A 12,616-nucleotide genomic window follows, 5' to 3' on the forward strand; every position below is an offset into this window, starting at 1 on the left:
GCCGCCGGCCTCGTGGACGCCGAGCCGGCCCCCGAGACCGCCTGCATCGGGGCGCCGGCGTGAGCGGCGGGGCGCTGTCCGGGCTGCTGGTGGCCGACTTCAGCCGGGTGCTGGCCGGGCCCTACGCCACGATGCTGCTGGCCGACCTGGGCGCGGAGGTCGTCAAGGTGGAGCGGCCGGGCACGGGGGACGACACCCGCGCCTGGGGGCCGCCGTACGCGCCCGGCGGGCAGGCCACCTACTTTCTCGGCGTCAACCGCAACAAGCGCTCGATCGCCCTCGACCTCGGCGACGAGGCGGACCTGGAGGTCGCGCGGGCGCTGGCCACGCGGGCCGACGTGCTGGTGGAGAACTTCAGGCCGGGCACGATGGACCGGCTCGGGCTCGGCCACGACACGCTGCGCGTGCTCAATCCGGGGCTGGTGTACTGCTCGATCACCGGGTTCGGGTCCGGCGCCGGGGCGGGGCTGCCCGGGTACGACCTGATCGTGCAGGCCGTGGGCGGCTTGATGAGCGTCACGGGCGAGCCGGACGGTCCAGGCACCAAGGCGGGCGTGGCTCTCGTGGACGTCATCACCGGCCTGCACGCCGCCCTCGGCATCCTCGCCGCGCTCCGCCACCGCGACCACACCGGCGAAGGCGGCCACCTCACCGGAACCGGCCGGCCGGGTGCGGGCGGGACGCGACCCGAGGACGCCACGTCGAAGCCGGACGTCCGCGAGCACGAGGGCGGTGCGCGGGAACCAGGGGCGGGGCAGCGGGTCGAGGTGTCGTTGCTCTCCTCCCTCCTGTCGGCGCTGACCAACCACTCCTCCGCCTACGCCGCCGCCGGCGTGGTGCCGAGGGCCATGGGCAACCGGCATCCCAGCATCGTCCCGTACGAGGTGTTCCACGCGGCCGACCGCCCGCTGGTGATCGCTGCCGGGAACGACCGCCAGTTCCAGGCCCTCTGCGCGGTGCTCGACCGGCCGGATCTCGCCACGGACGACCGGTACGCCACCAACGCGGGCAGGGTCGCCGCCCGCGACGTGCTCGTCGCCGCGCTCGACGACGCCCTGCGGGAACGCCCGGCGGACGAGTGGTTCGGACGGCTCACCGCCGCCGGGGTGCCCTGCGGCCCGATCAACGACCTGGCCGCCGCGTTCGCGCTCGCCGAGGAGCTCGGCCTGGAGCCGTCCGTACGGCTCGACGGGGTCGGGCAGGTCACCGCCCCCGTACGCCTCAGCGCCACCCCGCCCTCCTACCGCCGTCCGCCGCCCGAGCTCGGGCAGGACGACGCCTGGGTTCGTGAGATATTGGGGCCGTGAATCCGGACGGGGCAGGGCGCAGGCCGCCGACGGCCCAGCAGTTCGTGCTGGCCGAGCTGCGCCGCGCCATCACGACCGGCCGCCTGCGCCCCGGCGCCCCCATCCGGCAGGACGCGTTGGCGGAGGAGCTCCAGGTCAGCCGGGTGCCGCTGCGCGAGGCGCTCAAGACGCTCGAAGGCGAGGGGCTGGTCACCCACCAGGCGCACAAGGGCTACTGCGTCGTGACGCTCTCGCTCGACGACCTGCGCGAGGTTTACCGCATCCGCGAGTTGCTGGAGGAGGAGGCCGTGCGCCGGGCCGTGCCCCTCCTCACCGACGCCGACCTCGACCGGCTGGAGGCCGCGCAGCGCGACGTCGAGCGGGCCGCCGCGGCGGGCGACGTGCTCGCCATGGCCACGGCCAATCGGACGTTCCACATGACGCTGTTCGACTGCGCGGGCATGCCCCGGCTGGCCCGGCTGATCAGGACCTTGTGGGACACGACGGACGCCTACCGGTCGATGTACTACGGCGACGGGGGCAACCGCGAGCGGGTCGTCAAGGAGCACCGGGCCACCCTCGACGCGCTCCACCGCCGCGCCGCCGACGAGGCCGTCGCCATCCTCGACGTGCACCGCGACCACGCGGTCACCGAGCTGCGGTCCCTGCTCCCCGCTTCACCCTGAGCAGGCGCGCGCCGTCCACGCGGGCCCGTTGACGGCAGCCCTCGCGGCTCACGGCGGCGCGAGGCTCGCGGGTCAGGACACCACCCTCTCGGGTCAGGGTGAGAGGCCTGCGGCGACGCCGTCGAGAACCAGTTGCAGCTTGCGGTCGAACCACGTCGCGGCCGGGTCCGTGAGCGCCTGCCGCATGAGCGGAGCGAGCTCCGCGCCCACCGCCTCGGCCCAGGCGTCGGCCGTGCTGTCGCGGACGACGCTCTCGCCGGCCGGCGCGTCGAGCTGCTTGCCCCTGCTGAACACGTCGATCGTCAGGTCGAAGACGGTGTCGACGGCGAGGAAGGCGTTCTCGGCCGTGAAGCCGTAGCCGATCAGGCTGCGCACCGACGCGCCGAAGCGGCGCATCACCTCCTCCGGGAAGCGGGTGAGCCTGAGGAACTCCTTGACCAGCCCCGGATGCCGTTCCAGCACGTGCCAGACCGCGGCGGCCTGCGCCTCCAGGTCGGAGCGCCACTCGCCGGCCGGCTCCGGCCACGGGGCGGCGGCGACGGCCCGGTCGATCGCCACCATGACCAGCTCCTCGCGGTCGGCGACGTGGCGGTAGAGCGCCGAGTGGGCGACCTGGAGCCGGTCGGCGACGGTGGCCAGGGTGAGGTTGTCGAAGCCGACCGCGAGGGCGGCGTCGGCGATGGCGGGCCGGGTGATGCGCGGGGGACGGCCGCGCGGGCGGCCGCGCACCCGCCACTCGCGCCCGGGACCTCCGGGGACCGCCTGCTCGCCGCCCATCACGCTCCCCGATCCCCGCTCACGCGCCCGCCTCTCGCCCGAGCACGTCGCGGCGGGGGCGGCTCGCCGGACTCATGCCGGCTGGGTCAATCGCCAGCCGCGGGCTCGCGTTCGTTCCGTCCAGAACGCAGCGTACCGGCCGTCGAGGTCGAGCAGCTCCCGGTGGGTGCCGCGCTCCACGACGGCGCCGTCCTCCAGCATGACGATCTGGTCGGCGGCGGCGATCGTGGTCAGCCGGTGCGCGATGACGAGCAGGGTGCGGTCGCGGGCGAGCGTGGCGAGCGCGTCGATCAGGGCGGACTCGTTCTCCGGGTCGAGCGCGGCGGTGGCCTCGTCGAGCAGCACGATCGGGGCGTCCTTGAGCATCGCTCGGGCGATGGACACCCGCTGCCGCTCGCCGCCCGACAGCGTGGCGCCGGCCTCGCCGATCCTCGCCTGCCAGCCGCCGGGCAGGCGCTCGGCGATCTCGTCGACCCGGGCCAGCCGGCCCGCCTCGCGCACCTCCTCGCCGGTGGCCTCGGGACGGCCGATCCTGATGTTGTCCTCCAGGGTGCCCTCGAACAGGTAGACGTCCTGGAACACGATCGACAGCTGCGCCATCAGGTCCTCCGGCGCGTAGTCGCGCACGTCGTTCCCCGACACCCGCACCACACCCGAGTCCGCGTCCCAGAAGCGGGCGATGAGCCGGGTGAGCGTGGTCTTGCCGGAGCCCGACGGCCCGACCAGGGCGGTCACGGTGCGGGGGGCGACGGTGAAGCTCACGTCACGCAGCACCGGCCGCTCGGCGTAGGCGAAGCCGACGCCGTCCAGCTCGATCGACGGCTCGCCCGCCCGCGCCCTGTCGGTCGCCGGGCCGGTCGCCGGGCCGGTCGCCGGGCCGGTGACCGGCAGCGGCGGGGTGTCGAGCACCGCCTTGATGCGGCGCAGGCTGCCGCGCGCCATGCGCAGCTCGCCGCCGACGTCGGCGGCGGCGAGCAGCGGCTCGGTGAACCGCACGGCCAGCACCAGCACCCCGACCAGCTCCGGTACGTCCACCGCGCCGCCGAGCGCCAGCGCGCAGCCGGCGATCAGGATCGCGGTGAAGGCGAGCTGTACGGTCAGCGCGACCGTGCCAAGCCCCGGCAGCGTGGTGCGCAGCAGCCGCCGCAGCGTGCTGCGCTGCCGCACCAGCGCGTCGTCGAGCAGGTCGTAGCCGTCGGCGGTGCGCCCGAACGCCCGCAGCGAGGGCTGCTGCCTGGCGAACTCCACCACCCGGTCGGCCCCCTCGGCGCCGGCGTCGTCCATCGCGGTGTCGCTCCGCTGCACCAGGCTCTGCGTCCACCGGAACGCCAGCCACAGGAACGGCGCCGTGAGCAGGGCAGCCAGCCCGAGCCGCCAGTCGAAGACGAACATGCACACCAGCACGGTCGCCGGCGCCGCCACCGCGCTCACCACGACCTGCAGCAGGTGGGCGGGCACGCTCATCACGTCCATGACGCCCTTGCCGACGAGCTGCCCGAGCCGCCCCACGCGGTCGGCGCTGAACCAGCCGACCGGCAGCCCGGCCACGTGGTCGCCGAGCCGGTGGTAGAGGGTGCGCAGGGCGGCCAGGCCGACCGCGTAACCGTACTGGGCCTGCACGTAGGAGGCGACGGCGGTGGCCGCGACCACGGCGGCGAACGCGGCCAGCCACGGACAGACCGCCTCGCCCGACAGCAGCGCCCGCAGCACCGGCACCAGCAGGGCGAACGACAGGCCCTGCAGCACGCCGTACACGGCCATCGCGAGCAGGCTGCGGCGCAGGCGCGCGCCGTGTTCGGGACCGAGCACGGCCCCCAGCTCTCCGATCATCTTCCCGTCCAATCCCGCTCGTCGTCGCGTACGTGCGCCGCCCACATCCGGGCGTAGAGCCCGCCCGCCGCGAGCAGCTCGTCGTGGGTGCCGCGTTCGGTGATCCGGCCGCCGTCGAGAACGGCGATCTGGTCGGCGCCGGTGATCGTGCTCAGCCGGTGCGCGATGACCAGCAGCGTGCGCCCGACCACCAGCGTGGACAGCGCGTCCTGGATGGCCGACTCCGACTCGGGGTCGGCGAAGGCCGTGGCCTCGTCCAGCACCAGGATCGGCGTGTCGGCCAGCAGGGCGCGGGCGATCGCGACGCGCTGCGCCTCGCCGCCGGACAGGTGGGCGTCCTCGCCGACCACCGAGTCGTAGCCGCGCGGCAACTCCGCGATCCGGTCGTGGATCTGCGCGGCGCGCGCCATGCGCTCGATCTCCTCGCGGCCCGCGTCGGGGCGGCCGAGCGCGATGTTGTCCGCCACGGACGTGCGCAGCAGCTGCACGTCCTGCAGGACGAAGCCGACATGGTGGTACAGCTCGGCGGAGCCGATGGCGCGCACGCCGGCCCCGCCGACCGTGATCTCCCCCGCGTCGGGGTCGTAGAAGCGGGGCAGCAGCTTGGCCAGCGTGGACTTGCCGGAGCCCGACGGCCCGACGAGCGCGGTGACGGTGCCGGGCTCCAGCGAGAGGCTCACCCCGCGCAGCACAGGCGTCGTGCCGTCGTAGGAGAACGACACGTCGCGGAAGTCGACCGCGTGGCCGACCGGGCGCACAGGGGTCTCGGGCTCGGGCAGCGGCGGCGTGTCGAGCAGCGCGGCCACCCGTCCGGCGGACTCGGCCGCGCTCCTCAGCCGCATCGAGCCCATGTCGAGGGCCAGGAAGGGCGCCGTCAGCGCCACGCCTACCAGCACGAACGGCAGCACGTCGACCGGCTCGATCCAGCCGTTCGCGGCGAACAGCGCGCCCCCGGCCGCGGACACCAGCAGCATGGCGGGCGGTGAGATGAACGCCATGGACAGGCCGCTGAGCCGGAGCATGGGGCGCACCCAGGCGCCGAAGAAGCCGGCGAAGTCGTCGGCCGCCTCGGCGAAGCGCCGGTAGGAACGCCGGGTCTGGCCGAACGCCTTGATCACGGCGATGCCCTGCACGAACTCGACCACGGCCGAGCTGATCCGGCTGTTCGCCTCGCTCCAGCGCCGCATCTGCTCGTCGTAGCCGCGCATCATGATCGCGAACGCGGCGGCGAACAGCGGCACCGGGATGAGCACGACGAGCGTGAGCCGCCAGTCGACGTACAGCAGGTAGGCCAGCGCGGCCAGCGGGGTCACCACGGCCGCGAGCAGGTCGAGCGCCGCGTGCGCGACCAGGTGGTGCATCTCCCTGACGTCGTCCTGGAGCACCTTCTTGACGTGGCCGGAGTTGCGCTCGCCGAACCAGCCCAGCGGCACCCGCGACAGGTGCGCGGCCATCCGGCGACGCAGGTGGAGCTGCAGGTCGGCGTCCGCGAAGTGGGTGATCGCGCCGGCCACCCCGAAGGAGACGAACCTGACCAGCAGGCCCGCGACGGCGAGTGCGGCGATCGGCCAGACCCGGCCGGGGCCACCGGCTCCGGGGCTGAGCAGCACGCGGGCCAGCTCCGCCACGCACACGAAGGGCACGAGCGCCGCGATCGCGTACACGACCTGGAACGCGGTGGCGGCGATGAGCCGTGGCCTGATGGGGGCGAGCAGCGCGATGAGCGCGGCGCGGCCGGGGGCGGGCGTGTCGTCGCCGTCCGGCGCGGGCGCCACGGGGACGGCCGCCTCGGCGGTGATGGTCATGGGATGGGCCTCCAGCGGTTCGCGGGGTGCCCTCTATTTTGTTACAAGCTGTCTTGAATAGGCAAGGGTCGCCTAACCATGGTCGGGGTGGTCAGGGGTGGGGGCGTCCAGCGCCTAGTGATCATGCGCTGACCAGGCGTGACCTGTGGTCGGTTGCCGCGTTCCATTTCGCGGATTCGCCGCGAGGCGTTCACTTCTCGCCCTACCTTGTCGATCGCCTTGTGACACGAACCCCAGAGGAGGGTCATGTTCACCCAGCATCGACGGGTGGGATTCACCGCGGTGATCGCCGTCGCCCTTTCACTCGGCGCGACGGTCGCGGCGGCGCCCGCGTCCGCGCGCCCCTTACCCGCGCGTCCCTTACCCGCGCATACGTCGTCGACCGCGTTGTCCGCGGAGACCGTCACCATCCCCGCCACGGACGACATGTTCGTCAGCCAGGCCGAGCCGTCCAAGAGCTTCGGCACCGCGACGTGGATGTCCGTGTGCGGCGCCACCTGCGGTGGCAAGACCTCCGCGCAGCGGCTCGCGCTCACCCGTTTCCAGGTCTCCGGCATCCCCGGCAACGCCACGAACGTCAAGGCCACCCTTGAGGTCACCTCCGCCAGGACGACGAGCACGAAGGTGTCCGCCCGCACGGTGACCGGCGACTGGACGGAGAGCACGACCGTCTGGAAGGACCGTCCGGAGACCGGCGGCGTGACCGCCTCGCACAGCGGCTTCACCGAGGGCCGGAAGGCCGAGCTGGACGTCTCGTCCGCCGTCACCGGCAACGGCGTCTACTCCTTCGCGCTCACCGGGACCGACGAGACGACGACGGTCCTGTTCTCCTCCCGCGAGACGGGCGACCGCGGCCCCAAGCTGACCGTCACCTACACCACCGGCACGTCCGCGCCCTGCGCCGCGCTGCCCTTCGACAAGCCCTCGGTCGCCGCGCTGCGCTCCTCCGCCAAGAAGGCGTTCGCGTTCTACTTCCCGCCCTTCCCCCTGTCGATCGACAACAAGGACCCCGCGAAGGACCAGTACGCCTCCTGGCTCGACCCTGACGGCTCCGGCGGCGCCTACAAGGACAGGGGCGGCTACCTCAGGGACCGCCCGGTGACCCGCTCCGTGCGGCCGGAGTCGCACTGGCGCCGGCTCGACTTCGAGATGGAGGTACGCCAGGCGATCGCACAAGGGCTGGACGGGTTCATCTACGAGCACCACACCTCCAGCGACCAGCGCTGGAACCACCTGCCGGAGCTGCTGGACGCGGCCAGGAACGTGGACCCCGGCTTCAAGATCGTGCTGAGCCCGGACTTCCCGACCGAGTCGGGCGCCTCCGTCGCGAAGGTGGTCTCCGACGTCCTGCTGGTCAAGGGGCATCCGTCGCTGTACACGCTGCCCGACGGCAGCGTGCTGCTCGCGCCGTACCACGGCGACCGCCAGCCGCCCGCCTGGTGGCAGAAGGTGCGGGACGACCTGTCCGCCGAGGGCATGAAGACGTCGCTGCTGATGATGTTCAACTACTGGAGCGGCAGCGGCAAGACCGAGTGGGACGACCACGTCCACGGCTACTCCTCCTGGGGGGCCAACCGGCCCGAGGTGACGGACGCGTTCCGTCGCGCCTCCGAGGCCACGCATGCGCGCGGCCTGGAATACATGGCTCCGATCGGGTTCGAGGACACAAGGTCCAAGGAGCTGCACTACTGGGAGGCGCAGAACAGCAGCACCCTGCGCGGCTCGTGGAAGGCCGCGATCGACGGCAAGGCCGACTGGGTGCAGCTCGTCACCTGGAACGACTACGGCGAGACGCAGCAGGCGCCGTCCAAGGTGCGCGGCAAGGTGCTCGCCGACGTGAACACGTACTACACGACGTGGTTCAAGACGGGCAAGGCTCCTGAGATCGTCCGCGACGGTCTCTACTACTTCCACCGCAGCCACAAGGCGAGCGCCCCCTACGACACGAGCAAGCAGACGGCCGGCAAGTTCACCATCCCGGCGGGTCCCGGGCCGGTCGACGACGTGGAGCTGCTGGCCTTCGTCAAGGAGCCGGGCACGCTGGTCATCAAGCAGGGCTCCGACGTGAAGACCAAGGAGGTCACCAGCGCGGGCGTGGTGTCGTTCAAGGCGCCGATGGTGCCGGGCACGACGCCGGTCTTCGAGCTCCGGCGTGACGGCGGGACCGTCCAGACCCTGACGAGCAGGACGCCGATCAAGGCGAGCGTCACGTACCAGGACATGATCTATCACGCGGGTGGCGGCACCGCCTGCTCCGGCTAGGCGCGCGGTGGTCCTGCCGCGCCAGGACTACCGCCGCCGGACCTGTCCGGCCAGGTCCACCACGGCGCCGATCAGCTCCTGGCCGGACAGCAGGGCCAGGTCGTTGTGGCCGGCTCCGGGCACCTCGACGGTCCTGACGTCCCCTGCCGCCGCATCGGCGACGGCCTTGCTCAGGCGGGGTGGCACGATCGTGTCGGCCGTGCCGTACACGACCACGACGGGCGCCCGCACGCCCGCGATGTGCTCCGCGACCGGGAAACGGTCCCGCAGCAGCGCCCTGACCGGCAGGAACGGATAGGCCTCCTGGCCGGCCGCGGCCAGGTCGGTGAACGGCGAGCGCAGCACCAGCCCCGCGGGCCGGCGCTCGCGCGCCAGCCGGGTCACCACCCCCGCGCCCAGGCTCTCACCGAAGTAGACCACCCGCGCGTCGCCCAGGAAGGCCCGCGCGGCGAGCGCGTCGAGGCGCAGGCCCTCCTCCGTGGGCGTGCCCGGGTTGCCGCCGTAGCCGCGGTAGTCCATCAGCAGCACCGGCAGGCCCCGCGCCGCCAGCGCCCTGGCCAGCGGCGCCCGGTGCAGCCGGTTGCCCGCGTTGCCGCCGGCGACCAGCACGGTCACGTCGTGGTCGCCGGGCACGTACCAGGCTCCGAGCGTGAGCCCGTCGCCCGTCGTGAACGAGACGTCGTGCGCCCCGGGGATGACCTGGCCCGCGGGCGGCACCCGCGTGCCGTCCGGCAGGTAGATCAGCCGCCGCTGGAAGATCCAGAGCAGCCCGAGGAGCAGGACCAGCACCGCGACGATCACCAGAGCGGTGCGCGCCATCGTCGTCACCCTGCCCACGGTACGCACCCGGCGCCGGGTCAGGCGATCGTGCCCGCCTGCACGACGTGGCGGATGTGCTCCGGGCCGGCCAGCACGCCGGCGTCGCCGAGCGGGTCGCCGTCGAGCACCAGCAGGTCGGCGTGCGCCCCCACGTCCAGCGTGCCGACCTCGCCCGCCATGCCGGCCAGCTCGGCCGCGACCGTCGTGGCCGAGCGCAGCACGTCGATCGGCTGCTGCACCTCGCAGCGCAGCCGGAACTCGTGGTTCTGGTGCCGGTGCATGCCGCCCAGCAGATCGGTGCCGTAGACCAGGCGCACGCCGCCGCGGGCGGCGCGCTCCAGCGCGGCCAGTCCCGCGCCGAGCACCTCGTCCACCTTGCGCACGCTCGCTTCTGGCAGCCCGAACGCGTGGCCCTCCTCCTTGAGCGCCCAGTACGTCACCAGCGTCGGCACGAGGAACGCGTCGTGCCGCAGGAACAGCTCGACACTGCCGTCGTCGATCAGGTTGCCGTGCTCGACGGAGCGGATGCCCGCCTCCAGCGCCCGGTTGACGGCCCGCGCCGTGTAGGCGTGGGCGGCGACGTACCGGTTGGCGGCCTCGGCCTCCTCGACGGCCGCGCGCAGCTCGTCCATGGAGTACTGGGTCGAGTCGATCCTGTCGGTGGGGGAGGCCACGCCGCCGGAGGCCATGACCTTGATGTGGTGCGCGCCCTTGCGCAGCTCGTCGCGGGCGGCCGTGCGCACCGCGTCGACGCCGTCGGCGACCCGGCCGAGGCCGGCGCAGCACGGATGGTCGTCGTGCAGGTGCTCGCCAGGGCCGCGGAAGTCGGCGTGGCCTCCGGTCTGGCTCAGCCCTTTGCCGCCGAACAGCAGCCTGGGGCCGCGGATCAGCCCCTCCGCCTGGGCGGCGGCCAGCCCGAAGTCCGCGCCGGACGCGTCGCGGACCGTGGTGAAGCCGCGGTCCAGCATGCCGCTCATGATGCGGGCGCTGTGCGCGGCCACGTACGACGGCGCCATGGAGCCGATGGCGCCGAGGTCGGCGGTCAGGGCGGTGACGTGCACGTGCGCGTCGATGAGGCCGGGCACGACGTGCGCGCCCGCGAGATCGAGCACGCGGGTGCCGTCGGGCGCGCTCAGCCTGCGGCCGGTCTCGACGATGCGGCCGCCGGCGCAGCGCAGGTCGGCCTCGGTGTACGCGCCGGTCGTCACGTCGAGCAGCAGGCCGTCGCGGAGCAGCAGGCTCATGCGCCACCTCCCTGGACGGCCGCGCGCAGGGCGGGCACGGCCGCGGGCGCGAGCGACCGGGCGGCGGCCACCGACGCCTCGTCGTACCGGCCTTCCGCGTCGAGCAGGTTGAGCACGCCGAGCACCCGGCCGTCGTCGGTCACGGGCACGTTGATGACCGCCCCGCACCCCAGGCTCTCGATCAGCTCGTGGTCGGCGAAGATCTCACGCACGGTGGCCCGGTCCGCGCCGAGGTACGGCTGCCCGCCCTCGATGCACCGGGCCAGCCAGCCCTGGGCGACCTCCACGCTCTTCTCGCCTCCCACCGGGTACTGCTGGGGGTGGCTGCTGTGGACGCGGCGCAGCGTGCGCCGTTTGGGGATCCAGGCGAGCACCGTGAAGAGCCGCACGCCCACCTCTCGCCGCACGCGCTCCTCCACCTCGGGAAGTCCGGTCATCGGGTCGCCTCCTTGGCAGGTTCCGTCAGTTCTTCCAGTGACCGGCCGGCTGTGGCCAGTCCGAACACGACCACGCAGATCACTCCGGCCGCCAGCACCGCCGTGGTCAGGCCGAACACGCCGCCGAAGCCCAGGGTCGCGGCCGACAGACCGATGATCGTCGGGGCGAGGATGCTGCCGACCCGCCCGAACGCGCTCGACAGGCCCGTGCCCGTGGCCCTGATCCAGGTGGGGAACACTTCGGGAGTGTAGGAGTAGACGCCCGCGTACGTGCCGTTGAGGAAGAACGACAACACCGCGCCGGCGAGCGTGATGGTGACGGGGCTGTCCATCTGCGACAACCAGAACGCGCTGACCGCCGAGCCGGAGAGGTAGAGCGCGATGGTGTTCTTGCGGTCGAGCCGCTCCGACAGCCAGGCCGCGGAGAAGTAGCCGGGGATCTGCGCCAGGTAGATGATGATCGAGAATTCGAAGCTCTTGGTCACCGTGATGCCGCGCTGCACGAGCAGCGTGGGGATCCAGGAGAAGAACCCGTAGTACGAGAACGTGATCACGAACCAGACCAGCCAGATGATCCCGGTGCGCCTGGCCATGGCCGGGCTCCACAGGAACGCGAGCGCGCTCCACAGGTTGACCTTGGGCGTCTCCGCGGCGGGCGCCGTGACGGCCTCGGGCACCGGCGGGAGCGGGTGGCCGGTGGCGTGCTCGACGCGGCGCTCCAGGTCGGCGACCACGGCTTCGGCCTCGTCGGCTCGGCCCTGCTGGAGCAGGAAGCGCGGTGACTCGGGCAACGAGCGCCGCCACCACAACAACATCACGATGGGCACCGCCGTGATCACCTGCGCGACCCGCCAGCCCTCGTCGACGGTCGGCACGACGAACCGCCCGATCAGGGCTGCCATCACGAACCCGAACGAGAAGAACCCGGCCAGCGCGCCGATGAACCACCCGCGCCGCTTGGCGGGCACGAACTCGGACAGGAACGGCGCGATGATCGCGCTCTCCGCCCCGGCGCCCGCTCCGGCCAGCACCCGAGCGCCGAGGAACACCTCATAGTTGGGGGCGAACGCGGCGATCACCGAGAAGACGGCGTAGAAGGCAAGGGCATACATCATCACCTTCTTGCGGCCGATCCGGTCGCCGAGCAGGCCCGCGACCGTCGCGCCGAAGAGGAACCCGAACGGGGTCGCGGACCCGATGATGCCGAGCTGCCCGTTGGACAGTCCCCAGGCCTCCTGAGCGCTCGGCAGCAGGAACGCGACCACGGCGCTGTCCATGCCGTCGAAGGTGTAGCCGAGCCCGCCGATCAGGAGGAGCAGGTAGTGCGGGCGGCTCAGCGGGAGCCGGTCCAGCCGGGCCAGCAAGGTCATGGGGCACGCCTCTCCCAGGTCGTGGCCGAGTAGGTCGAACGCGAAGCAACATATAGTGCGAAATGCCGAAATTGCAATAGTCTTTGCATAGCGACCCGGG

Annotated in this window: 10 protein-coding genes; 3 read left to right on the forward strand and 7 right to left on the reverse strand. The window is 72.8% G+C overall.

Annotated features, from left to right (window positions below; genetic code table 11):
• Positions 1–59 precede the first annotated feature (59 nt).
• Together ACTWPV_RS03320 and ACTWPV_RS03325 are read left to right on the forward strand one after the other, a co-directional pair.
• Complete coding sequence (locus ACTWPV_RS03320) at positions 60–1,307, forward strand: CaiB/BaiF CoA transferase family protein (RefSeq protein WP_443150536.1); 1,248 nt, start codon at positions 60–62, stop codon at positions 1,305–1,307.
• A complete protein-coding gene (locus ACTWPV_RS03325; protein ID WP_443150537.1) occupies positions 1,304–1,972 on the forward strand; it encodes a GntR family transcriptional regulator in 669 nt (222 codons plus the stop codon). Before ACTWPV_RS03320 ends, ACTWPV_RS03325 begins: the two co-directional genes overlap by 4 nt.
• Before the next feature lie 93 nt (positions 1,973–2,065).
• Here the strand turns inward: ACTWPV_RS03325 and ACTWPV_RS03330 are convergent, their stop codons facing one another.
• The 3 genes from ACTWPV_RS03330 to ACTWPV_RS03340 all read right to left on the reverse strand — a co-directional run bounded on the left by ACTWPV_RS03330 (position 2,066) and on the right by ACTWPV_RS03340 (position 6,384).
• Positions 2,066–2,749, reverse strand: coding sequence for a TetR/AcrR family transcriptional regulator (locus ACTWPV_RS03330; protein WP_347642007.1), 684 nt, complete (start codon positions 2,747–2,749; stop codon positions 2,066–2,068).
• Between the two features lie 72 nt (positions 2,750–2,821).
• The gene (locus tag ACTWPV_RS03335; protein ID WP_443150538.1) at positions 2,822–4,579 is read right to left on the reverse strand and encodes an ABC transporter ATP-binding protein; all 1,758 of its coding nucleotides are present in this window, start codon (positions 4,577–4,579) and stop codon (positions 2,822–2,824) included.
• Positions 4,576–6,384, reverse strand: a complete 1,809-nt coding sequence (locus ACTWPV_RS03340) for an ABC transporter ATP-binding protein (RefSeq protein ID WP_443150539.1) — start codon at positions 6,382–6,384, stop codon at positions 4,576–4,578. The genes ACTWPV_RS03335 and ACTWPV_RS03340 overlap by 4 nt, the downstream gene beginning before the upstream one ends.
• Before the next feature lie 246 nt (positions 6,385–6,630).
• Here ACTWPV_RS03340 and ACTWPV_RS03345 point away from each other — a divergent pair, with 246 nt between their 5' ends.
• On the forward strand, positions 6,631–8,646 hold the full coding sequence (locus ACTWPV_RS03345; protein WP_443150540.1) for an endo-1,3-alpha-glucanase family glycosylhydrolase: 2,016 nt from the start codon (positions 6,631–6,633) through the stop codon (positions 8,644–8,646).
• A 27-nt stretch (positions 8,647–8,673) separates the two neighbouring features.
• Here ACTWPV_RS03345 and ACTWPV_RS03350 read toward each other — a convergent pair whose 3' ends face one another.
• The 4 genes from ACTWPV_RS03350 to ACTWPV_RS03365 are packed head-to-tail and all read right to left on the reverse strand — an operon-like array spanning position 8,674 to position 12,516.
• On the reverse strand, positions 8,674–9,465 hold the full coding sequence (locus ACTWPV_RS03350) for an alpha/beta hydrolase (protein WP_443150888.1): 792 nt from the start codon (positions 9,463–9,465) through the stop codon (positions 8,674–8,676).
• A 38-nt stretch (positions 9,466–9,503) separates the two neighbouring features.
• Positions 9,504–10,709, reverse strand: a complete 1,206-nt coding sequence (locus ACTWPV_RS03355) for an amidohydrolase family protein (protein WP_443150541.1) — start codon at positions 10,707–10,709, stop codon at positions 9,504–9,506.
• Positions 10,706–11,146, reverse strand: coding sequence for a GAF domain-containing protein (locus tag ACTWPV_RS03360; protein WP_443150542.1), 441 nt, complete (start codon positions 11,144–11,146; stop codon positions 10,706–10,708). The genes ACTWPV_RS03355 and ACTWPV_RS03360 overlap by 4 nt, the downstream gene beginning before the upstream one ends.
• A complete protein-coding gene (locus tag ACTWPV_RS03365) occupies positions 11,143–12,516 on the reverse strand; it encodes an MFS transporter (RefSeq protein WP_347642013.1) in 1,374 nt (457 codons plus the stop codon). Before ACTWPV_RS03365 ends, ACTWPV_RS03360 begins: the two co-directional genes overlap by 4 nt.
• Between the last annotated feature and the right edge of the window lie 100 nt (positions 12,517–12,616).

This window comes from Nonomuraea sp. KM88 (genome assembly GCF_052245635.1).
GTDB lineage: Bacteria > Actinomycetota > Actinomycetes > Streptosporangiales > Streptosporangiaceae > Nonomuraea.